The sequence below is a fragment of the Streptomyces sp. NPDC047515 genome (assembly GCF_040643055.1).
In the GTDB taxonomy this organism is placed as follows: Bacteria; Actinomycetota; Actinomycetes; order Streptomycetales; family Streptomycetaceae; genus Streptomyces.
Window position 1 is genome coordinate 139,114 of record NZ_JBEYTM010000008.1, and the last position, 21,624, is coordinate 160,737.

22 protein-coding genes, 1 pseudogene and 2 riboswitches are annotated in these 21,624 nt (G+C 71.2%); of the genes and pseudogenes, 12 read left to right on the forward strand and 11 right to left on the reverse strand.

The genetic code is table 11. The features are described 5' to 3' along the window. The first annotated feature begins 67 nt into the window (after positions 1-67). Both ABZ826_RS09525 and ABZ826_RS09530 read left to right on the forward strand, forming a co-directional pair. Positions 68-886 carry a GNAT family N-acyltransferase gene (locus ABZ826_RS09525; RefSeq protein ID WP_361444752.1) on the forward strand — a complete coding sequence of 273 codons (819 nt, stop codon included), beginning with the start codon at positions 68-70 and terminating at the stop codon, positions 884-886. After that, entirely contained in the window at positions 883-1,770 is an 888-nt protein-coding gene (locus tag ABZ826_RS09530; protein WP_361444755.1) for a 1-acyl-sn-glycerol-3-phosphate acyltransferase, read from the forward strand. Before ABZ826_RS09525 ends, ABZ826_RS09530 begins: the two co-directional genes overlap by 4 nt. On the opposite strand, the gene egtD is transcribed toward ABZ826_RS09530, so the two are convergent. From egtD to egtA, 4 genes are read right to left on the reverse strand one after another with little or no spacing between them, the layout of a single operon-like run. Next, positions 1,713-2,675 (reverse strand): L-histidine N(alpha)-methyltransferase, encoded by a 963-nt coding sequence (egtD, locus tag ABZ826_RS09535; protein ID WP_361444758.1) that lies wholly within the window; start codon positions 2,673-2,675, stop codon positions 1,713-1,715. The genes ABZ826_RS09530 and egtD overlap by 58 nt on opposite strands. Continuing rightward, on the reverse strand, positions 2,672-3,427 hold the full coding sequence (gene egtC, locus ABZ826_RS09540; RefSeq protein ID WP_361444761.1) for an ergothioneine biosynthesis protein EgtC: 756 nt from the start codon (positions 3,425-3,427) through the stop codon (positions 2,672-2,674). Before egtC ends, egtD begins: the two co-directional genes overlap by 4 nt. Then, complete coding sequence (gene egtB / locus ABZ826_RS09545; protein ID WP_361444764.1) at positions 3,427-4,767, reverse strand: ergothioneine biosynthesis protein EgtB; 1,341 nt, start codon at positions 4,765-4,767, stop codon at positions 3,427-3,429. The genes egtC and egtB overlap by 1 nt, the downstream gene beginning before the upstream one ends. After that, positions 4,764-6,080: an ergothioneine biosynthesis glutamate--cysteine ligase EgtA gene (gene egtA, locus ABZ826_RS09550; RefSeq protein ID WP_361444767.1), complete on the reverse strand. Its 1,317-nt coding sequence runs from the start codon at positions 6,078-6,080 to the stop codon at positions 4,764-4,766. The genes egtB and egtA overlap by 4 nt, the downstream gene beginning before the upstream one ends. Before the next feature lie 150 nt (positions 6,081-6,230). On the opposite strand from egtA, the gene ABZ826_RS09555 reads away from it, so the two are divergent. Then, entirely contained in the window at positions 6,231-7,067 is an 837-nt protein-coding gene (locus ABZ826_RS09555; protein ID WP_361444770.1) for a TIGR02452 family protein, read from the forward strand. On the opposite strand, the gene ABZ826_RS09560 is transcribed toward ABZ826_RS09555, so the two are convergent. Further along, positions 7,052-7,519 carry a type II toxin-antitoxin system PemK/MazF family toxin gene (locus ABZ826_RS09560; protein ID WP_361444773.1) on the reverse strand — a complete coding sequence of 156 codons (468 nt, stop codon included), beginning with the start codon at positions 7,517-7,519 and terminating at the stop codon, positions 7,052-7,054. The two genes, ABZ826_RS09555 and ABZ826_RS09560, sit on opposite strands and share 16 nt — an antisense overlap. 267 nt (positions 7,520-7,786) lie before the next feature. Between ABZ826_RS09560 and ABZ826_RS09565 the strand changes: the two genes are divergently transcribed. Continuing rightward, positions 7,787-8,809 carry a LacI family DNA-binding transcriptional regulator gene (locus ABZ826_RS09565; protein ID WP_361444953.1) on the forward strand — a complete coding sequence of 341 codons (1,023 nt, stop codon included), beginning with the start codon at positions 7,787-7,789 and terminating at the stop codon, positions 8,807-8,809. Positions 8,810-8,872: 63 nt separating this feature from the next. Next, on the forward strand, positions 8,873-9,178 hold the full coding sequence (locus ABZ826_RS09570) for a hypothetical protein (RefSeq protein ID WP_361444776.1): 306 nt from the start codon (positions 8,873-8,875) through the stop codon (positions 9,176-9,178). Between the two features lie 79 nt (positions 9,179-9,257). Here ABZ826_RS09570 and trxA read toward each other — a convergent pair whose 3' ends face one another. Next, the gene (gene trxA, locus ABZ826_RS09575; protein WP_361444779.1) at positions 9,258-9,629 is read right to left on the reverse strand and encodes a thioredoxin; all 372 of its coding nucleotides are present in this window, start codon (positions 9,627-9,629) and stop codon (positions 9,258-9,260) included. Positions 9,630-9,744: 115 nt separating this feature from the next. Between trxA and ABZ826_RS09580 the strand changes: the two genes are divergently transcribed. Next, entirely contained in the window at positions 9,745-11,187 is a 1,443-nt protein-coding gene (locus ABZ826_RS09580) for an NAD(P)/FAD-dependent oxidoreductase (RefSeq protein ID WP_361444782.1), read from the forward strand. A 174-nt stretch (positions 11,188-11,361) separates the two neighbouring features. On the opposite strand, the pseudogene ABZ826_RS09585 reads toward ABZ826_RS09580, so the two are convergent. The 3 genes and pseudogenes from ABZ826_RS09585 to ABZ826_RS09595 all read right to left on the reverse strand — a co-directional run. Then, positions 11,362-11,506: pseudogene (locus ABZ826_RS09585) on the reverse strand (1,3-beta-glucanase); the annotation flags it as partial. Between the two features lie 166 nt (positions 11,507-11,672). Next, positions 11,673-13,997 carry a 5-methyltetrahydropteroyltriglutamate--homocysteine S-methyltransferase gene (gene metE, locus ABZ826_RS09590; RefSeq protein ID WP_361444785.1) on the reverse strand — a complete coding sequence of 775 codons (2,325 nt, stop codon included), beginning with the start codon at positions 13,995-13,997 and terminating at the stop codon, positions 11,673-11,675. Between the two features lie 163 nt (positions 13,998-14,160). Then, positions 14,161-14,380: riboswitch (cobalamin riboswitch) on the reverse strand. 25 nt (positions 14,381-14,405) lie between these two features. Beyond that, positions 14,406-15,035 carry a histidine phosphatase family protein gene (locus tag ABZ826_RS09595; protein ID WP_361444788.1) on the reverse strand — a complete coding sequence of 210 codons (630 nt, stop codon included), beginning with the start codon at positions 15,033-15,035 and terminating at the stop codon, positions 14,406-14,408. Positions 15,036-15,157: 122 nt separating this feature from the next. Continuing rightward, positions 15,158-15,251: riboswitch (adenosylcobalamin (AdoCbl) riboswitch) on the forward strand. 45 nt (positions 15,252-15,296) lie between these two features. On the opposite strand from ABZ826_RS09595, the gene ABZ826_RS09600 reads away from it, so the two are divergent. Then, on the forward strand, positions 15,297-15,512 hold the full coding sequence (locus tag ABZ826_RS09600; RefSeq protein WP_361444791.1) for a CbtB-domain containing protein: 216 nt from the start codon (positions 15,297-15,299) through the stop codon (positions 15,510-15,512). 28 nt (positions 15,513-15,540) lie between these two features. After that, positions 15,541-16,311 carry a CbtA family protein gene (locus ABZ826_RS09605; RefSeq protein ID WP_361444794.1) on the forward strand — a complete coding sequence of 257 codons (771 nt, stop codon included), beginning with the start codon at positions 15,541-15,543 and terminating at the stop codon, positions 16,309-16,311. Positions 16,312-16,624: 313 nt separating this feature from the next. Here ABZ826_RS09605 and ABZ826_RS09610 read toward each other — a convergent pair whose 3' ends face one another. Continuing rightward, positions 16,625-17,134: a GNAT family protein gene (locus tag ABZ826_RS09610; RefSeq protein ID WP_361444797.1), complete on the reverse strand. Its 510-nt coding sequence runs from the start codon at positions 17,132-17,134 to the stop codon at positions 16,625-16,627. Between the two features lie 123 nt (positions 17,135-17,257). On the opposite strand from ABZ826_RS09610, the gene ABZ826_RS09615 reads away from it, so the two are divergent. Then, complete coding sequence (locus ABZ826_RS09615; protein ID WP_361444800.1) at positions 17,258-17,539, forward strand: hypothetical protein; 282 nt, start codon at positions 17,258-17,260, stop codon at positions 17,537-17,539. Between the two features lie 119 nt (positions 17,540-17,658). Here ABZ826_RS09615 and ABZ826_RS09620 read toward each other — a convergent pair whose 3' ends face one another. Beyond that, positions 17,659-18,027 (reverse strand): tetratricopeptide repeat protein, encoded by a 369-nt coding sequence (locus tag ABZ826_RS09620; protein WP_361444803.1) that lies wholly within the window; start codon positions 18,025-18,027, stop codon positions 17,659-17,661. A gap of 168 nt (positions 18,028-18,195) precedes the next feature. On the opposite strand from ABZ826_RS09620, the gene ABZ826_RS09625 reads away from it, so the two are divergent. From ABZ826_RS09625 to ABZ826_RS09635, 3 genes are all read left to right on the forward strand, one after another. Further along, the gene (locus tag ABZ826_RS09625) at positions 18,196-19,161 is read left to right on the forward strand and encodes a pirin family protein (protein WP_361444806.1); all 966 of its coding nucleotides are present in this window, start codon (positions 18,196-18,198) and stop codon (positions 19,159-19,161) included. 293 nt (positions 19,162-19,454) lie between these two features. Next, the gene (locus ABZ826_RS09630) at positions 19,455-20,078 is read left to right on the forward strand and encodes a helix-turn-helix domain-containing protein (RefSeq protein ID WP_361444809.1); all 624 of its coding nucleotides are present in this window, start codon (positions 19,455-19,457) and stop codon (positions 20,076-20,078) included. Further along, positions 20,075-21,382 carry an MFS transporter gene (locus ABZ826_RS09635; RefSeq protein WP_361444812.1) on the forward strand — a complete coding sequence of 436 codons (1,308 nt, stop codon included), beginning with the start codon at positions 20,075-20,077 and terminating at the stop codon, positions 21,380-21,382. The genes ABZ826_RS09630 and ABZ826_RS09635 overlap by 4 nt, the downstream gene beginning before the upstream one ends. Positions 21,383-21,624 lie beyond the last annotated feature (242 nt).

The window sequence follows — 21,624 nt, forward strand, 5'->3', positions numbered from 1 at the left end:
GGCCGGGCCTTCGCAGCACCGCGACGGCCCGGCGGCCGCCCTTGCCGATCCGTCCCCGGAGACCGTCATGAACGCGCTGCCCGTCACCTCCCTCCCCGCCGCCCCCGTCGTTCCCGTGCAGCCCGTCCCTCCCGCCCCGCCGCGCTACCGGGTGTCGCTCGCCGTGGACCAGGAGGAGGTGCGCGCCGCCCAGCGCCTGCGCCACCAGGTCTTCGCCGGTGAGCTCGGTGCCCGGCTGGACGGAGCGGAACCCGGCCTGGACAGCGATGCGTTCGACGCGTACTGCGACCATCTGCTGGTACGGGAGCAGACCACCGGCGATGTCGTCGCCACCTACCGCCTGCTGCCGCCCGGCCGGGCACGGATCGCCGGGCGTCTCTACGCGGAGAGCGAGTTCGACCTCGGACGGCTCGGCCCGATCCGCGACGACCTGGTGGAGGTCGGCCGGTCCTGCGTCCACCCCGCCCACCGGGACGGCGCCGTCATCGCGCTGATCTGGGCCGGACTCGCCCGTTACATGGAACGCACCGGGCACAACTGGCTGGCCGGCTGCTGCTCGATCCCTCTCGCCGACGGCGGCGTCGCGGCGGCCGGGGCGTGGGAGACCGTACGGACGAAGTACCTGGCACCCGAGGACCACTGGGTCACTCCGCACCGCCTCTGGCAGCACACCGCCGCCGGAGCCGAAGGAGAGGGAGCGGTGCGCACCGGACTCGCCACCCTCCCGCCCCTGCTCCGCGGCTACCTGCGACTGGGCGCATGGGTCTGCGGTGCCCCCGCGTACGACCCCGACTTCAACGTCGCCGACCTGTACGTGCTGCTGTCACTGCGCCGCACCGACCCCCGCTATCTGCGTCACTTCCTCGCCCTCGCCCCGGTGCGATGAACCCCTGGCTGCCCACCGCACCCTGCACCCCGCTCGCCTGCGCCCGTCACGACGGCCGCGTGCGGGGCCGACCGGCGGCCGTGGCCCTGTTGCTCGCCGGGTGCGCGTTCGTCCTGGCCGGGGCGCTGGCTGCCCCGTTCGCGCTGATGCTCGGCGCGGCACCGCGGGAGAGGCTGATCCGGCGCTGGGCGTACGGGGTCGTGCGGGCCTTCGGAGTGCGCGTGCGGGTCGTCGGTGCGCCCGAGGCGGGCGCACCGGGCGCGCTCGTCGTCGCGAACCACATCTCGTGGCTGGACATCCCGCTCGTCGCGGCCGTGTTCCCGGGCCGGATGCTGGCCAAGAGTGAGATACGCAACTGGCCGCTGTTCGGCCGGCTCGCCGCCGCCGGCGGCACGCTCTTCGTGGAACGCGACCGGTTGCGCGTACTGCCCGCGACAGTGGGCCGCGTCGCGGCGGCGCTGCGCGGTGGTTCACGGGTGGTCGTCTTCCCGGAGGGCACCACCTGGTGCGGGCGCGGCGGCGGCAGGTTCGGCCCCGCCGTGTTCCAGGCCGCGATCGACGCGAACACCGCCGTCCGGCCGGTACGCATCAGTTATCGCACCCCGCCGCCGCGCGGCTCGGCCGCCGCCCGGCCGTTCGGCCATGACGGCTCCGCACCGGCGGAGCACGACGCCCCGGCCGGTGCGGCCGCCTTCGTCGGCGACGATCCGCTGATCGCCTCGCTGTGGCGGGTGGTGACGGCGGCGGGGCTGACCGCCGAGATCCGGGTCCTGCCACCGATCCCGGCGGACAGCGGGCCGGACCGTCGCGCCCTGGCCCGGCTCGCTCAGACCGCCGTCGCCAACGACAGCGCGAACCGGTCGGCGGAATCCGTCCACCACTGATCCATCCTGAGGCCGGCCGCGGCGAGTTCGGCCCGCACGCCCTCCTTGCGGAACTTGGCCGAGACTTCCGTACGCAACTCCTCGCCGGCCTCGAAGGACACCACCAGATCCAGGTCGGGGATCTTCACCGTGAGCGCCTCACGGGCCCGCAGCCGCATCTCGACCCACTCCCGCTCCGGATCCCACAGCGCCACGTGGTCGAAACCGGACGGGTCGAAGCCCGCGCCCAACTCCCGGTTCACCACCCGCAGTACGTTCTTGTTGAACTCGGCCGTCACCCCGGCCGCGTCGTCGTACGCGGCGACCAGCACCTTCTCGTCCTTCACCAGATCCGTGCCGAGCAGCAGCGCGTCGCCCGGGGAGAGCAGCGACCGCACCGATTTCAGGAACACCGACCGCTCGGCAGGCAGAAGGTTGCCGATCGTGCCCCCCAGAAACGCGATCAGCCGCGGCCCCGGGGTGCCCGGCAACGCGAGACCGCCCGTGAAGTCGGCGATCAGGGCGTGCACGGAGAGACCGGGCCGCTGCGCGAGCAGGGTCTCGGCGGCTTTGCGCAGCGCGCTCTCGCTCACATCGACCGGTACGTAACTGCGCAGCTCGGGCAACGCGTCCAACAGATGCCGGGTCTTCTCCGACGATCCCGACCCCAGTTCGATCAGAGTCCGCGCCCCGGACGCCCCGGCGATCTCCTCGGCGCGGTCGATCAGGATCTCGCGCTCGGCGCGGGTCGGGTAGTACTCGGGAAGCCGGGTGATCTCCTCGAACAGTTCACTGCCGTGCGCGTCGTAGAACCACTTGGGCGGCAGTGTCTTCGGTTGCCGGGTCAGGCCGTGCAGGACGTCGGCGCGCAGCGCCGCGTCCGTGGCGTCCACGGGCAGGGTGCGGGTCAGCAGAAAGGGACTCACTCGGCGGGCTCCTTGAGTGGGGTCAGCAGGACTTCGGCACGGGTCGCGGTCAGCAGCGTCCGGTCGGGGACCGCGCGCCAGTGCGGATCGTCGTCGTACGGCTCCGAGGCGACGACCGTGCGCAGGTTGGGCTCCGTGAGGTACCACAAGGTGTCGCCCCAGGCCGTCGCCACGATCGCCGTGCCATCGGTGAGCAGGAGATTCAGCCGCGATTCCGGCGCCGCCGCCGCCACGTCGAGCACGGTGTCGGCCACGGCTTGCGGCAGTTCGTCGCCGTCGGCGAGCCGGTGCCGTACGAGGGCCCAGACCAGGGCCGAGTCGCAGCGGGCGGTGAGCGTCAGCAGTGCGGCCGGGGGCAGCGCGGCGGCGAGCGGTGCCATGGACCCGGGCCAGCCGCTCACCGCACCGTTGTGACTGAACAGCAACCGTCCGTCGGCGAACGGCGCGGCGGCCGCCTCGCCGTCGGTGCCCGCCTCGGTGGCGTCGCGCACCGCGGCGAGCAGCGCCGGAGTGCGCACCACTCTGGCCAGGTCGGCGAATGTCTGATCGCCCCAGACTGGACCCTCGCGCCGGTAGCGTCCGGGCACCGGATCGCCGTCCGCGTACCAGCCGACGCCGAAACCGTCGGCGTTGACGGTCCCGTACCGTTGGTGCCTCGGTGCCCAGGACTGGCGCACAAGGCTGTGGGGCGGGCGTGTCAGCAGTTCACCCAGGGCGACGGGAGGCCCCAGATAGGCGATATGACGGCACATCAGATATCCCTCGCAGTACGGAACCCGGAGAAGATCTGACGCCGCACCGGCAGGTCCCAGTTGCGGAACGTGCCGCGGCACGCCACCGGGTCCACTGCGAACGAACCACCGCGCAGCACCTTGTGGGCCGGACCGAAGAACACCTCGGAGTACTCCCGGTACGGGAACGCCGAGAAGCCCGGATAGGGCAGGAAGTCGCTGGACGTCCACTCCCACACGTCACCGATCAACTGCCCCACGCCGAGCGGTGACCGGCCGGCCGCGTACGCCCCGGCGGGAGCGGGCCGCAGATGGTGCTGGCCCAGGTTGGCCCGCTCGGGGGTCGGGTCCTCGTCGCCCCACGGATAGCGCAGCGAACGCCCCGACGACGGGTCATGGCGTGCCGCCTTCTCCCACTCCGCCTCCGAGGGCAGCCGGCGCCCCGCCCACCGGGCGTACGCGTCCGCCTCGTACCAGCTGACGTGGAGCACCGGCTCGTTCCCGGGCACCGGCTCGGTCACTCCGAAGCGGCGGCGCAGCCACTGGTCGGCGTCCCGGTGCCAGAACAGCGGACCGGTCAGTTCGTGTTCACGGACCATCGCCCACCCCTCGGGGGCCCACCAGCGCTCCTCGGTGTAGCCGCCGTCCTCGATGAACCGCTGGTACGCGCCGCAGGTGACCGGCGTCGTGTCGATGAGGAAGCTCGGTACCTCGCGCACATGGGCGGGGCGCTCATTGTCCAGTGCCCAGGGTTCGGCGGACGTGCCCATGGTGAACGGGCCGCCAGGGACCAGGACTTCGACGGCGAGCTCCGTCGCGTCGGCGGGGGGCAGTGGTGCGGTCAGGACGGCGGGCCCCGATCTCAGCTGATGGGTGATCAACATGGTTTCGTCATGCTGCTGTTCATGCTGGGCGATCATGCCGAAGGCGAACCCGGCCCGTACCAGCGGAAGATCGCCGTGCAGCGCCGTGCCGTCGAGTACGTCCAGTGCGCGTCCGCGCACCTCCGCGGCATAGGCGCGAGCCTCCGCGGGCGGCAGCAGCGGCAGCGAGGGGCGGGTCGCCCGGGGATGCTCGAAGGCGTCGTACAGCCCGTCGATCTCCGGCCGCATCGCCTCCCTTCCGGCCACCCCGCGCAGCAGCCACAGCTCCTCCTGATTGCCGATGTGCGCGAGGTCCCACACCAGCGGGGACATCAACGGCGAGTGCTGGGTGGCCAGTTCATGGTCGTCCACGCTGTCGGTGAGAAGCGTGGTGCGTTCGCGCGCGGTGAGCAGTGCGGAGAGTGCACGCTGCCGGAGTGCCTCGGTGTCCGCCTCGTCGGTGGGGCCGGACGACGCGGGCGTGGGGGAGTCGGTCATGAGAGGAGCCCCTCGACGTGGTGGCCCGAGCCGCCCGCCTCACCCGACGCGAGCAGACTCGGAAGATCGTCCGCGGGGCATCGGCCCCGGGCGACGTAGCGGTCGTTGAAGTCCGCCACCGCCTCCTGAACCGCCGTGGTCGCGCCGATCCGGGGCAGCGCCTCCAGCGCGAGCCGGAAACAGACCGTGGCCGCCGCCCGCAGTTCCGGATCGGTCAGGGCGTCACGGGCGGCGCCCGTCCAGAGCGGATTGCGCGGCGCGGGCCACGGCCCGGCCGTCTCAGCCAGTGGTTTGACGGTGCGGTACACGGTCTCGGCGGCCTCCGGGTCGTCGAACAGAGCGGTGGTGACGGCGAGCGGCACCAGCCAGCCGTTGGCGCCGTGCTGCGCGTCGATCATGCGGAGCTCCAGATGTCCGCGCGGGCGAACGGGCGGGAACAGGGTGCTGATGTGGTAGTCGAGGTCGTCGCGCACCGGCGGTCTCGGCACGCCGGTACGGATCCACTCGCGGAAGGTCAGACCCTCCGGCACGGCCCATGGCCCCTCGTCCTGCCGGACGCACATCACCGGTGTGTCCAGGACATGCGCGGCCCAGGCGTCGCGGGGCCGCAGATGACCGGACGGCGCCAGGGGGCGCCATGGGTCGAGGTCGGCCCAGAGCGACTGCCGGGTGGACCGCCACGGCGTCGGGCGCCCGCACTGGAGAGGAGAGTTCGCGAACACCGCGACCAGCACCGCCCCCAGCAGATGACACAGCTGCCAGCGCCGCGCGTAGCCGAGCGGACCGGGTTCCTCCTCTCCCGCGTCCAGACAGACCTGGACGGATGCGGTGGTGCACATCATGGCGCGGCCGGCCGGTCCCGACCGGTCGAACGAGATCTCCATGGCGTCGTATCGGGGCTCGTGCAGCAGACGGCGCGGGGGATGCCACGGATCGACGCCGAGCCCCACCGGTACGAGATCCACCCGGTCCAGGGCGTCACGCACGGTGGCGAGATCGGCGGCGGTGGCATCGATGCACGCCATCAGGGAGTCGGCGGGGCGCGAGCTGAGCTCCAGCTGGCCGCCGGGTTCGAAGGTGAGTGCCGCGCTCAGGGGCAGGGCCCGGAGGATCGCGGCGGCCGCTTCGAGACGGCGGTGGGGGACGGGGACGCGAGGTTGATCGCGGTGGTGAATGAGCCATTCGAGTTCAACGCCGACCGTCCGGGGCGGCCCGGTCTTGAAACAGATGCAGCGCAGTAAGTCCTCCGTCTCGCCCTCGCCGAGGGGCCGGGCCTGGCCGGGCGGACCGTGGCCGGGTGTGTCGCATGACATGCCGGGGCCTCCTTGTTCTCGGTTCGTCCGTCCCAGCCAAACCCTTACGAGGGGATCGCACAAGAGTGCCCCTGTGCGTCATAAATTCGGTTGCATCCATGCCGCTGAAGCGCCGAGCATGCCCCGTATGCACCACACGGGGGAGTACCGATGAGCGCACGGCTGCGTGCCATCGCGCGCGAGACCGAGGCCATCGTGGCGGCCGGCCGCTACCGCACACGGGAGGGGCGTGAGGTGAGCATCGAGCGCGCGCTGTCCGCCGCACTCTCGGGGACCCGGCTGTACGGTCCCGAGCCCGTGCCGGTCGCGGCACTCGACTCCGACCGCACCCCGGTCGTCGAGGTCACCGGTGAGAGCAGCCTGTGCGCGGCGCGCCGGATGACCGGCGAAGGGCCGGGCAAGGTCGGCGTTCTGAACTACGCCTCCGCCCGCAATCCCGGCGGTGGATACCTCAACGGCGCGCAGGCCCAGGAGGAGGCCCTGTGCCGGGGCTCGGCCCTCTACGCCACGCTGCTGCGCGCCCCCGAGTACTACGCCCACCACCGCGCCGAGCGCAGCGCCTTCTACACCGACCGGGTGATTCATTCGCCCGGCGTGCCGGTGTTCCGCGACGATCGGGGCCGGCTGCTCGACACCCCGTACACCGCGGGCTTCCTCACCTCACCGGCGCCCAACGCCGGGGTCATCCGCAGCCGCACCCCCGAGGAGGCCCACCGCATCCCCGCCGCGCTCGCGTCCCGGGCCGAACGGGTGCTGGAGGTTGCGGCCGTGCGTGGGTACCGCAGACTGGTGCTGGGCGCCTGGGGGTGCGGTGTGTTCCGCAACGATCCGGCGCAGGTGGCCGGTGCGTTCCGGGCGTTGCTCCTCGACGGCGGCCGGTTCGACGGGCACTTCGAGCAGATCGTCTTCGGCATCCTCGACCGCAGCCCCGAATCCGCCATCCGGTCCGCCTTCGCCCGGACGTTCGGCGGTCAGTGCCAGCCGTAGCGCTCCCGCAGGCGGCCGGTGACCAGATCGAACCGGTCCTGGTCCAGCGCGCACGCCTCACGTCGCATCCCCTCCTCGTGCAGCCGCAGCACCCGGTCCAGATCGGCCCAGGACGGGCGGCCCGAGCTGTCCCACGGTCCGGCCCCGAGCGCCACCCACTCGCGGTCCCGGTCGTGCTGCTTGCTGGACAGCTGTACGGCGAGCAGTGTGCCCGCCGCCTCGCGGGCCACGACCAGCACGGGGCGGTCCTTGCCGCGCCCGTCGTTCTCCTCGAACGGAACCCACGTCCAGACGATCTCGCCGGGGTCGGGATCGCCGTCCCGGTCGGGGGCGTACGAGGTGCGGACGGGGCCCACCTTGCGCGGATCGGCCTCACACGTCGCCGTCGGGCCGGTGCGGCCGGGGAACTCGGCCGTACCGTCGGTGCTGTCGTCACGGTGCTGAAGGGTCATCCCTCCACCGTAGGACCTGTACGGCCCAACCCGAGGAGCGGGTCCGGGGTGCGGACAGCGGGCCCGCACCGTGATCGAGGGAAGCCCCGCCCGCGCCGGACACACCGTCACCATCGCCGCCCTGACCATCCGTCACCGGGACGCACCGCCCGCGCGGCGGGGCGGGCGGGCCGGCATCCCGTCGTCCCGTCGCGCCCCGTCGTCAAGGAGTCATCCATGCCCCGGGGCGTACCCCTGGAGCACGGGTCTGGAAGACTGCCCGACGCCATGAGCCAGTTATCGAACCAGCCCGCCGAAGGCCCCGTTCCGACCAGTGCAGATGTGGCACGGCTTGCCGGGGTCTCGCGCGCCACCGTGTCGTACGTCCTGAACAACAACGCGACCGTACGGATCAGCGAGACCACCCGCCGCCGGGTCAGGGCAGCGGCCGCCGAACTCGGCTACGTACCGCACGCGGCGGCCCGCAGCCTGCGTGCCGGGCACACCCGCATGGTGTTGCTGCCCACCGTGAACCTCCCGGCCGGGCCGCTCCACCACCACTTCTTCCACGAGCTGGAATCAGGGCTGCGACGCCTGGACTACACCGTCGTCCAGTACGGCAGCACGAGCCTGGACGCCGACGACGCGCCCCGGGTCTGGGCCGAGCTGCGCCCCGTCGCCGTCATCGTGCCCGGCACGATCGCCCTCACCCCGCAAGGCATAGCGGTACTCAGGCGATCGGGAGCCAAGGCCGTCATCACGCTCGGCCCGCGACCGGTGGACGGTGCCCACGCGCTGGTCGTGGACCAGCGGGAGGTCGGCATCCGGGCGATCGGACATCTGCTGGAGCGCGGCAGGCGTCGCATCGGCGTGGTCATGCCGGAGGAAACCGGCCTCGCCCTGTTCGCCGAGCCCCGGCTCGCCGGGGCCCAGCAGGCGGCACGGAGCCACGGAGCCCGTATCGACCCCCTGCCGTTGCGGTACGACGAGGAGTCCGCCGCCCGGCTGGCCGCCCGCTGGCGCACCCTGGGCCTCGACGCCGTGTTCGCGTACAACGACGAGTACGCGATGCTTCTGATGCGGGCCCTTCAGGACACGGGTGTCGAGGTGCCCCGCGAGGCGGCCGTGGTCGGTGCCGAGGACCTGATGCTCGGCAGACTGCTGCGGCCCCGGCTCAGCACCGTGCGGATGGAACTGGCCACGGCGGAGCCGCTCGCGGACATCGTGGACCAAATGGTGCGGCACCCCGGCGGCGCCCCTGTGCGTCACGACCTGCTGCGGGCCGGAGCCGTCCACCGCGAGTCCAGCTGAGGAGCCGGATCCGCACGGAGCGGCAACGTGCGCACCACGCGCCGCTTGCCTAGCGTCAGGACCATGAGCCATCCGCAGAGCTACGAGATCCTGCTGGTCCCCGAATTCACCGAGGACACCACCGACGCCGTCGAGCCCGGCGGTGCCATCCGCTCGGCGGTCGTGGCGGCGACCGGAGAGACGGGGGCATCGGGCTACCCCCGGTACGCGGGCGAAGGCATCGTGGCGGACATCGACACGGCGACCCACACGGTTGAGGCCCTGCTGGTCGACGGTGCCGAGCTGGACTACGGCCTCTCGGTCCGGATCAAGGAGCAGGGCGCCGGGAGGAACACCCGGAGCGACGCCGGGATCGACGCGGACGGCTGACCGGGCGGGCCGCTTCCGGACACGGAAAGGGACCCGGCCGTCGACCGGGCCCCTCACCCCGCTTCTGCGCGCGCGGAGCCTACTTCTGTTCCTTCTGCTGCCCCTCGATGGACTTGCGCACCTCGTCCATGTCCAGCTTCCTGGCCTGCCCGATGACGTCCTCCAGCGCCGCCTCCGGCAGCGCGCCGGGCTGTGCGAACACGGCCACATTGTCCCGGACGATCATCAGCGTGGGAATGGAACGGATCTCGAAGGCCGCCGCCAGCTCCTGCTGCGCCTCCGTGTCGACCTTGGCGAAGACCAGGTCGTCGTGGCGCTCCGAAGCCGCGTCGTAGACCGGCGCGAACTGCCGGCACGGGCCGCACCAGGAAGCCCAGAAGTCGATCAGGACGAACTCGTTGTCGCTGACGACCTGATCGAAGTTTTCCTTGGTGAGCTCTATGGTGCTCATGCTCTGCTACCTCTTCCTGTGCCCGCTCGGACCTGTCCGGCACAACGGTGCCCGGACCTGCGCTATTCCGCCTGCCCATGTGGCCGCCGCGCACACCCGCGATCAGACTGTCCTCATGACAGATGCATCCCTCAATACCGAGTACGACGTCGTGGTGATCGGAGCGGGTCCGGTGGGTGAGAACGTCGCCGACCGGGCGCGGGCCGCCGGACTGAGCACGGCGGTCGTCGAGACGGAACTTGTCGGCGGCGAGTGCTCGTACTGGGCCTGCATGCCCAGCAAGGCCTTGCTGCGTCCGGTCGTCGCCCGCGCGGACGCGCGCCGTGTCCCGGGCCTCAGCGACGCCGTACAGGGACCGCTGGGCTCAGCGGCGGTCCTCGCCCACCGCGACGACCAGGCCGCGCACTGGAAGGACGACGGGCAGGTCGCCTGGCTGGAGGGCACCGGAGCGGACCTCTACCGCGGCCAGGGCCGGCTCACCGGCGAGAAGGCCGTCTCCGTCACCGCCCCCGACGGCACGGAGCACCGGCTCACCGCCCGGCAGGCCGTCGCCGTCTGCACGGGCAGCCGTGCCGTCGTACCCGCCCTGCCCGGCGTCGACGGGGCCCGTCCCTGGACCAGCCGGGAGGCGACGAGCGCCAAGAAGGTGCCCGGCCGCCTCGTGATCGTCGGAGGTGGCGTGGTCGGGGCCGAGATGGCCACGGTCTGGCAGGCACTCGGCTCCCGGGTGACGATGCTGATCCGCGGCAAGGGACTCCTGCCGAAGATGGAACCCTTCGCGGGAGAGCTGGTCGCGCGGGCGCTGACGGAGGCGGGCGCCGACATCCGTACCGGAGTCTCCGCCACCTCAGTACGGCGAACGGCTCCGGACGGGCCCGTCGTCGTGGAGCTGGAGGACGGTGAACGCGTCGAGGCCGACGAGATCCTCTTCGCCACCGGCCGAGCCCCGCGCACCGAAGACCTCGGTCTCGAAACGGTGGGCCTGACGCCGGGCTCCTGGCTCACCGTCGACGACAGCTGCCGCGTCGACGGCACCACGTGGCTCTACGCGGTCGGCGATGTGAACCACCGCGCGCTCCTCACGCACCAGGGCAAGTACCAGGCACGCATCGCGGGCGCCGCGATCGCCGCCCGCGCGGCGGGCGTCCCGCTGCTGGAGACCGACCGCTGGGGCGCCCACACCGCCACCGCCGACCACGCGGCCGTCCCCCAGGTCGTCTTCACCGACCCCGAGGCCGCCTCGGTCGGTCTCACCCTCGCCGAGGCCGAGCGGGCCGGACACCGCGCACGCGCCGTCGACCACGACCTCGCCGCCGTGGCGGGCTCCGGCCTGTACGCGGACGGCTACCGGGGCCGTGCTCGCATGATTGTGGACCTCGACCGGGAGATCCTGCTCGGTGTCACGTTCGTCGGACCGGGCATCGGTGAACTGCTGCACTCGGCGACGGTTGCGGTCGCAGGCGAGGTCCCCATCGCCCGGCTGTGGCACGCCGTCCCCTCCTACCCGACGATCAGCGAGATCTGGCTGCGCCTGTTGGAGACGTACCGGGACGAGTGAGCTCCGGCCCGGACACCGGCGACGCGACGACGTACACGCCATGCGGCGGCGCGTACGTCGGCCGGTGCACGTCCCGACGGTCGCCCCGCCGTCGGCACAGCCGGCAACCACTGGCGAGGACGCGGGGTGACCGGTGGGACGAGCCGGGCGGGGCGGTCAGACCGGCGGCCGGAGATCGCTGGTGGTGACCCGTACATGGTCGACGACGAGTTGCTGCGGGAACGAGGTGCCGCCGTCGGGGTCGCCGGGCCAGTAGCTTGTTGAACACCCAGGCCCCCCCGAGATCGGCGGGTGTGCGCCGCTGGTAGACATTGCCGTCCCACCGACCAGGTCACCGAAGGGGAACGGAGGAGAAGGCTTCGTTCGTATGCGATTTAAGAAGTGAACCAAGATGCGGTCAAGACTTTGGTACGGACCACACTTCTTGCACGGAGGTGTGCTGTGCGCGGCCCGGGACGGGCGCCCGTCCCGGACCGCGCCCCGGGTCAGTGGGCGGTGCCGGCCACCGTCGCCCGTACCTCGACGGCCGCCGAGACCAGGTTCTCCAGCGAGGCGCGCACTTCGGGCCAGCCCCGCGTCTTCAGGCCGCAGTCGGGATTGACCCACAGCCGTTCGGCCGGAATCGCTTCGAGTCCCTTACGGAGCAGGGCGACCGCCTCACCTGTGCTCGGTACCCGGGGGGAGTGGATGTCGTACACGCCGGGGCCGATCTCCCTCGGATAGCCGGCCGAAGCCAGCTCGTCGGCCACTCGCATGTGGGAGCGGGCCGCCTCCAGGCTGATCACATCGGCATCCAGGTCGGCGATGGCCCGGAGGATGTCGCCGAACTCCGCGTAACACATGTGCGTATGGATCTGGGTGTCGGCACGGACACCACTGGTGGTCAGCCGGAACGCCTCGGTGGCCCAGTCCAGATACCCGGCGTGGTCGGCGGCCCGCAGCGGCAGTGTCTCGCGCAGGGCGGGCTCGTCGACCTGGATGACGCAACCACCCGCGGTCTCAAGGTCGTTCACCTCGTCCCGCAGCGCGAGGGCGACCTGGCGGGCGCTCTCGCCGAGCGGCTGGTCGTCGCGGACGAAGGACCAGGCGAGCATGGTGACGGGACCGGTGAGCATGCCCTTGACCGGCCGATCGGTGAGCGACCGCGCGTACTCGGTCCAGCGGACCGTCATCGGTTCCGGGCGGGAGACGTCCCCGGCCAGGATCGGCGGCCGGACATAGCGTGTGCCGTACGACTGGACCCAGCCGTGCCCGGTGGCGACGTAGCCGGTGAGCCGCTCGGCGAAGTACTGCACCATGTCGTTGCGTTCGGGCTCGCCGTGCACCAGCACATCGATACCCGCCTTCTCCTGGAACGCCAGCACCTCCTGGATCTCGGCCTCGATCCGCTTGTCGTACGCGGCGGTGTCGATGCGTCCGGCCCGCAGATCGGCGCGTGCGGTGCGCAGTTGGGCCGTCTGGGGGAACGAACCGATCGTGGTCGTGGGCAGCGGGGGAAGCCGCAGGCGCTCGCGTTGGGCCGCCGCCCGCCGCGGATACGACGGTTCGCGGCGTACGTCGGACTCCGTGACGGCCGCGGCCCGTGCCCGTACCACCGGGTCGTGGGTGAGCGCCGATCGGCTGCGCGAGGCCAGATCGGCACGGTTGGCGGCGAGTTCGGCGGCGATCGTCTCCGTGCCCTGTGCGAGCCCCTTGGCCAGGGTGGCGATCTCGGCGGACTTCTGCCGGGCGAAGGCCAGCCAGCGGGCCACCTGCGGATCGAGGTCGCGTTCGGCGTTCACATCGAGGGGAACGTGCAGCAGGGAGCAGGAGGCCGCGACATCGACCCGGTCGGCGAGACCGAGCAGGGTGCCGAGCGTCGCCAGGGACCGCTGGTGGTCGTTGATCCATACGTTGCGGCCGTCGACGACTCCGGCGACCAGCCGCTTGCCCGGCAGACCGCCGACCGCGGCGAGATCCGGCAGATTGGCGGACGCCGGGCCCGTGAAGTCGAGCGCGAGTCCGTCGACCGGCGCCTTCGCCAGAACGCCGAGGGCCTTGCCGAGCCGGTCGAAGTAGGAGGCGACGAGGAGTCGCGGCCGGTCGGCGAGCGCGCCGAGGCAGCGGTAGGCATGTGCGGTGGCGCTGAGCTCCGCCGCGGTGCGGTCCTGGACCAGGGCCGGCTCGTCGAGCTGCACCCACCGGGCGCCGGCCGCGCGCAGATCAGCCAGCACCTCCGCGTACACCGGCAGCAGCCGGTCGAGCAGGGTCAGTGGTTCGAAGTCGGCGGCGACGCCCGGAGCGGGCTTGGCCAGCAACAGATATGTCACCGGGCCCACGAGCACCGGCCGGGGGCTGAGCCCGAGGGCCAGCGCCTCCTCGAACTCCGCGACCTGCTTGGCGGAGTCGGCGGTGAAGACGGTGTCGGGACCGAGCTCCGGCACCAGGTAGTGGTAGTTCGTGTCGAACCACTTGGTCATTTCGAGCGGCGCCACGTCCTGCGTACCGCGCGCCATCGCGAAATAGCCGTCCAGCCTGTCGGCTTCGACGGCGTCGCGGTGCCTGGCGGGTACGGCACCGACCATCACGCTGGTGTCCAGTACGTGGTCGTAGTACGAGAAGTCACCGGTCGGGACCTCGTGGATGCCGTCGTCGACGAGCCGGAGCCAGTTGGCGCGGCGCAGGCCGGCGGCGGTCTCCCGCAGGCCGGCCGCGGTGACGCGGCCGTTCCAGTACCCCTCGACGGCCCTCTTCAGTTCCCGGTCTCCCCCTTGGCGGGGATAGCCGTACACGGTGGCACGGGCTGCCGCGGCTGCGGACTTGCTGGTCACGGGACTCTCCTTCGCGAGCGTGTGTCCTGGTACGACCCCGGGACGTGTCGAAGGCGCGAAGGAAGGGCGGACCGGACCGAACCGCCGCGTCGTGCCGACGCGCGTGCCCTGCCCGATCCGTACGCCGACCCGCCCACGAGGTCACCGGGATCACCGTGCGCGTCCGGCGCGCACGGGCAGTGGCAGGTCTTCGGACTCGTGGGCGCGTCTCGCGTACGAGACACCTACTGGCCGTCGCTTCCCGGAGCCCGTCTCGGACCCAGTGCTTGATGACGGCGGTCGTTCCCACTCACCGCTGCGGGGCAGTCCCGGATTCCCACCGGGTTCCCTCTTGCGACGCGTCTGTCTGGCGGACAGGGCGAACCAGCTGCGCCAACAGACTATGCGCTGACCACGGTTGCCGGCACCTCAGTTGTCCCGGCGAGTGGTGACGGACCGAGGAAGTCGGTTCCGTGGAGCGGGGTACAGCGGCTGACCGCAGCGCAGGTTCCACCGTCCTGACCGGCCGCTGAGCCCGGTCAGGGTGAGCGGGGCGACATCCAGCCGCCAGAACGCCTCCGCCGGCAGAGCGAGCGCCCGTACGACCACCGCCCGCACCACGGCGGGCTCGACGACCGCCAGCACACGACCGCCCTCCTCGCCGTCCCCGGACTCGAGCGCGTCCAGCAGGCCGCCGATCCTGGCGCAGAACTCCAGCAACGACTCGCCGCCGTGCGGAGCCGCCGACGGATCGGTCATCCAGAGCGACACCGCGTCCGGCTCGCTTCCGCTCACCTCGGCCAGCTGCCGCCCGCTCCATCTGCCCATGTCCCAGCCACGGAGCGCGGGTTCGGGCCCGGTGCGCAACCCCAGCGCGTCGGCGGTCCCGGCACACCGTTCGGACGGCCCGCGCACATACCGGTCGGCCGAGGGCACCGCCGCCGCGGCGGCGCGGGCCAGCCGGGCGCCGGTCGCGTCCAGCGGGGCATCGTCGTCGAAGCGGGCCTCGCGCAGCGCGGCGTTGAGCGCCGGTGAGATCAACATCACCTGTACCGTCATGGCCCGGTCAACTCCCTGAACTGTGGTCTCTCGCGTGCGCTCACCTTGGCATGCGGGCGTCACGGCCCCGCCGACGGCACCGTGGCCCTGCCCGCCCCCAGGAGGTATCGTCCGACGGACATGACGAAGGTGTGACGGAAGTCCGGTGAGAATCCGGCGCGGTCGCGCCACTGTGTACCCGTACCCGTACGGGAAGTCAGACCCGGCACCTTCGTCCCAGGCACCACAATCGGGACGCGTGTTCCCTCAGGAGGTTCTGCCATGGCACAGAGTGCTGCCCCCGCCACCGTCGTACCGGCGATCACCCCCATCTCCCTAAAGGCCATTGCCCCTTGGGCGGTCTTCTTCGGCATCGTCATGCTCGTACTGCTGTACTTCGTCGGCGCGGAACAGGGCGCCACCGCGGTCATCTCCGGCGAGGGCGTCCACGAGTGGGTCCACGACGGTCGCCATCTCCTCGGTTTCCCCTGCCACTGACGTACCGTCCGATCCAGGGGAAGACCTCATGAACTCCATATCTGTCAGAGCAGTGCTCGTCCGCGGCATGCTGGCCGGCCTCGCCGCGGGCGCGCTCGCACTGCTCGTCGCCTACCTGCTCGGTGAGTCCCGGGTGGACGCGGCCATCGCGCTCGAAGAGTCACACAGCCATGACCACGGCGGTGGTGAGGAACTCGTCAGTCGCGCCGTGCAGTCCACCGCGGGTCTTGCCACCGGTGTGCTCCTCTTCGGTCTGGCGATCGGCGGGATCGCCGCCCTCGTCTTCTGCTACGCCCTGGGCCGGATCGGCCGATTCGGCCCACGGGCCACGGCCGCGCTGATCTCGGGTGCCGCCCTGCTGACGGTGTACATCGTGCCGTTCCTGAAGTACCCGGCCAACCCGCCGGCCGTCGGCGATCCCGACACCATCGGCCGCCGCACCGCCCTGTTCTTCCTGATGGTCGCCCTCAGCGTGCTGCTGGCGGTCGCCGCCGTCATCCTCGGCAAGCGGCTGGCTCCCCGTCTGGGCAACTGGAACGCGACGGTCACCGCATCAGCCGCCTATGCGGTCGTGATCGGGGTCGCCTACGCGTTCCTGCCCTCGTTCAACGAGGTCGGAAAGGACTTCCCGGCCACCCTGCTCTGGGAGTTCCGGCTCGCCACCCTCGCGGTACAGGCCACCCTCTGGGTGACCTTCGGTCTCGTCTTCGGTCACCTGACGGAACGGCTTCTCGTGCCGAGGGCCGACACCGTCGCGACGGGAGGCGGTACGGCGAACCGGGCCGCGGCAGCCGGCTGACCGGCATACCACTCACCACCAGCGGACATCGGAACCCGCCGGGTGCCTCCCCGGCGGGTTCCGCCGTCCTTCCGGCGCAGCCGTCCCAGGGAAACGGACGGTCGCGTACGTGGAGGAGCTCACACCAGGGGCGCCCGGCTCGCGACGCCTGGCACGCACGCTCGCTGCGTGGCCGGAATGCCCTGGTAGCTCCTTCCCCAAGCTCTCAGCTTCGTTCGAGCAGGGGAGACCCCGTCCGAGGACCTTCCAGCGCCTTGCGATCGCACGCACCAGACGCCGCGAGCTGATCGGACTCCCATGGTGTGAGCTCCTCTTACTGCTCCTTGCCCTGCCGGCGCCAGTCGATCCGGTAGTGCTTCAGCTTCGCGTCCTCCTTCACCAGGCGCATGCCGACGGCTGTCATGACGTGCTGCGACGCGAGGTTGTCCAGGTCCGTGTCACCGTGGACACAGATCACCCCCTGCTCGCGGGCGAACAGCAGCAGCGCCCGCAGTGCCTCGGAGGCGTAACCCCTTCCCTGAGCCGAGGGAACGAGGCCGTAGCCGATCGTGACGTGCCCGTTCTCGTCCGGGGCGCCATGGAATCCCAGCCCGCCGATCACCACTGAGTCCTCACGGCGACATATCTCGTACGAGCCGAAGGGGCTCGGATCCCCCGTCGTCGCGCAGGTGCCGAGGAAGCGCTCGGCCGCGGCCATCTCGCCGGCGGACGGGTATCCCGGCGCCCAACGTGCACCCTCGCCCGGCGTGCCGGCCATCACCTGCAAGGCATCGGAGGCGCTCATCAGGCGGAGCAGGAGGCGGGGAGTCTCAAGGTCGGTCATGACCGAGTGAAGTATCACGCGGGGCGGGCGGACGGCATCCGGATTCTCCGGGACGAGTGTCCGGTGGGCGGCGGGGCGGGGTCTTGCGGGGTCCCCGAACGGGGACATCTCCCCCCGGGCCGTGTGCGAGGCCGCACCAGGGACCTGGAGCGGGCCGCGGCGACGGGCAAGCTCCGCATCGCTCCCGAACCGGCCGCGCACATGGCGATGTCGGCCCATGTGGAGGTGGCGCCGATGCTCGTCGCCCGCCCCGCGATCTTCGGCGACGCGAGCATGTCGCGGAGGGGCCGCGCCGCCGGGCACGCCGCCGTCTTCTCTCCGGACGTCTCCGGCGCCGCCGCCGACACGGACGACGCGGGGCCGCCGCGTCCGAGGCCCACGTGCCGGCCACCGCGGCCCGGCTGAACGCACTGCTGCGGCAGTCGCCCACCCCGGCAGTCACCGCGGCCGAGGGCGCCCTCCTGACGGAATGGCTGAACCGTCTGTCGAACGCCCCTCACGACCGCTGAGACCTCTCGCGACCGTCAGGCGCCGGCCCTCCGGTCACCGTCGAAGTCGAAGTCTCCGGAGAACGCCGCCGCCATTCGCAGATGGCCGGTCGCCTCCGCGCTCCGCCCCTGGCGCTCAAGCGTGCGGCCCAGCATCAGCCGGGCATAGGGCTCCACCGGGTCGCGCTCCAGAACCGCGCGCAGTTCCGTCTCGGCCCTGCCGAGCCGCGCCGAGTGGTAGTAGGTCCGGGCCAGCAGCAGACGCGGGGAGACCTGCTCCGGCACTTCCTCGACCAGCCCTTCCAGAATCCGGGCCGCAGTCATGTACTCCTTCGCCTCGAAGAACATCTGCGCACGGTCCCAACGGTCGGCAGCCGTACCGAACTCGAAATAGGTGTCGCTCACTTGACCTCCACGTTCACGGACCGTCCCCGGACCCGCCCTGGCGCTGACCCAGCCATCTGCCCGGCCACGCTTCACTGACCCGAACATGGCACGCTGGTTGAATATTCCACTAAATTATCGGCGTGGGTACCGGCACCCCCGGGCCCGCACGGGAATAGGTTGAGCCCCATGAGCAATCTCGATCGCCAGGCCGCACTCTCCGTCTGCGGAGGACGGGGCTTCGTCGTCGCCGAGCCCGTACGGGAACTCCTCACCCCCCGCCACGTCCAGCTGGGTGAGTCCACCGAGGTCCGCAGACTGCTGCCCAACCTGGGCCGCAGGATGGTCGGTGCGTGGGCCTTTGTCGATCACTACGGTCCCGACGACATCGCCGGCGAACCCGGGATGCAGGTACCGCCCCACCCGCACATGGGTCTGCAGACGGTCAGCTGGCTGCACGACGGCGAGGTCCTGCACCGGGACAGCCTCGGCAGCCTGCGGACGATCCGCCCGCGCGAGCTGGGGCTGATGACCTCCGGCCGGGCCATCAGCCACTCCGAGGAGAGCCCGAAGTCCCATGCGAGGTATCTCCACGGCGCCCAGCTGTGGGTCGCCCTGCCGGACGCCCACCGGCACGTCGAGCCGCACTTTCAGCACCACACCGAACTGCCGGCGGTCACCGCGCCCGGTCTCACCGCGACCCTGATCCTTGGCGAACTCGACGGCGCCACTTCGCCCGGCACCGCCTACACCCCGATCGTCGGTGCCGACCTGTCCCTGTCCGCCGGTGCCGAGGCCCGCCTGCCGCTCGATCCGGACTTCGAGTACGCGGTGCTCTCGATGTCCGGCCAGGCCGAGGTCGACGGCGTACCCGTGCTGCCCGGCTCCATGCTCTATCTCGGCTGCGGCCGCTCCGAACTCCCGTTGCGCGCGGACGCCGACGCGGGTCTCATGCTGCTCGGCGGCGAGCCGTTCGAGGAGGAGATCGTGATGTGGTGGAACTTCATCGGGCGTTCCCACGAGGAGATCGAGGAGGCCCGGACGGGCTGGATGAAGACGTCCCGCTTCGGAGAGGTGAAGGGCTACGACGGCGACCGGCTGCCCGCTCCCGAACTCCCGCCGGTGGCACTGAAACCACGGGGCCGGGTGCGCTGACCTGGCGCCATGCGTCCGCCCGGGGTCCCCGGCGCGTGCCTTCACCGAGCCCCTTCGCCGAAACGGCGAAGGGGCTCGGGTGTATCCGGCGTGTGCTGACTTCCCGTGTGGTCGGTGCCTTCCGCCACAGGCACCTGTGACCAGGTCTGATCAGACACTTGCTGACCTTTGCCGACTCTGCGGATGGTTCATCGAATGGGTGGAGTGGCTGGCCCTCGGCGTCTGGTCACGGGTGTGCCGGGAGGGCATGGCAACGGCCTCCGGCAATATGTGAGAGTTGACTCTCACATATTGTGAGAGAATACTCTCAGGTTATGGACCATGGTAATCGCCTGGGCGATATTGAGATCACCGACCCGAAAGCCATGCGGGCGCTGGCGCACCCCGTGCGGCTTGCGATCCTCGAACGCCTGCAACGGCACGGGCCTGCGACGGCGACGCAGCTGTCACCGGATGTCGGGGCCACTCCGTCCGTGACCAGCTGGCATCTGCGCCACCTGGCGGGCTTCGGACTGGTCCACGACGCCGAGCCTGGAACCGATCGCAGGGAACGGAGGTGGGAGGCTGCGGCACGGGGGTTCCGGTTCGAGGTACCGGAGGACGAGGAGGGCCGGTCGGCCGCACGGGTGCTGTCCCAGGAAATGTTCGCCCGCTCCGCCGACCTGCCGCATCGCTGGGCGACTGAGACCGAACCTGGACTGGATCCGGTGTGGGGCAGGTTGGCTGGGTTGGCCAACACCCGCGTTGTGGTGTCCGCCGAAGAACTCGCGGCAATCGAGGATGCGATCGAAAGTGTCCTCGCCCCCTACGTGATGCGTGATCCGGCACAGCGGCCGAGCGGTGCCCGTGGCGTCCGGCTGCTGCGCTACTTGCTCCCGGAGGGCGCCGATGAGGAGCCGGCAGGCGAGATCGCATGAACTCCCTGCAGACATCACTGTGGCGGGACCGGCGGTTCCTCCGCTTCTGGGCCGGGCACTCGGTTTCGCAATGCGGGGACCGCATCTCCGAGCTCGCGCTGCCCCTGATCGCCGCGACGACGCTGCACGCCTCGGCCAACCAGGTCGCGTGGCTGACCGCCCTCGTCTGGGCCCCGAATCTCCTGGCCATCGTGCTGGGCGCCTGGGTCGATCACCGGGCCCACAAGCGCCGCCTGATGGTCTTCGCCGATTTGGCGCGTGCGTGCGTCCTACTCACCCTGCCGGCCGCATATTTCCTGTGGGACGCCGTGACGCTCGGCCAGTTGTATGCGGTGGCACTACTGACCGGCGCTGCGTCGGTGCTGTTCAATACTGCCTATCCGCCCTTCTTCGCCCACCTTGTGCCGCGCTCGTCCTACGTCGACGCGAACAGCAAGCTCAGCGCCAGCCGGTCCGCCTCCTACGTCGCGGGCCCCGCCATCGGCGGTGCACTCGTCCAGGCCCTGACCGCACCAGTTGCCGTGATCGCTGACGCCCTGTCCTTCCTGGCTTCTGCGGCCCTGCTGAGGCCGATCCGGGTCGACGAACCCGCCACTGCTACCGGTAAGGCAGCGGAGCCATCACTGCTGCACCGTGCTCGAGAGGGGCTGGCCTTCGTAGTTGGTCACCCAGTGCTGCGGGCGAGCCTCGGCTGCGCGACGACCGTCAACTTCTTCACGTTCGTGTCGGGTACCGGCCTGACCGTGCTGTTCGCCGACCGGGTCCTCGCCCTGTCCCCGGGGACCATCGGGCTGGCCCTCGGTATCGGATCGACCGGAGCTCTCCTGGGCGCGGTGACAGCCCCGAGGATCTCGCGATGGATCGGCGTGGGACGAAGTATCGCGGTCGGCGCGGTCCTGTTCCCAGCCCCCATCGCCATCGCCGCCGTAGCGGACGGTCCGACATGGGCCCGCGCTGGGGCCCTGGGCGTTGCGGAGTTCCTCGCCGGAATCGGCGTCATGCTGTTCGACGTCAACCTCAACTCCCTGCAAGCCGTGGTGATACCGGACGGCATGCGCAGTCGCGTGGCCGGCGCCTACAGCACGGTCAACTACGGCATCCGCCCCATCGGCGCCATCGTCGGAGGCGCGCTGGCCACCTTCATGGGGCTCAGGGCAACCCTGATCACGGCCGCCGTCGGAGGAGCCCTGTCGCTGCTCTGGCTCCTTCCCTCACCCATACCGCGCATCCGTTCCCTGGTTCCCGACGACCCACTCGCCATCGACGGCGGCACCGAGGCAGAGAGCCGACCGGCACCTCGATGACACATAGGTGAAGCTTCCGGCCGCCCTGCCCCTCCAAGGGCACGCAAGCCGCTCGTCAGGCTTGAATCAGATCTTGAATCTTCGGCGGACGGCGGCCGCCTGCGGGCCGGCCGGGAAACCCTGGGGATGAACCGCGGCGGTGGCGAACGTGGACGCCGTGCAGCCGGGTCGGGATGCGCTCGCGGATACCCGGCATCGGCCGCCCGCGCACCGAGCCCGGCTTCCTGCCGACGGTGATCGAC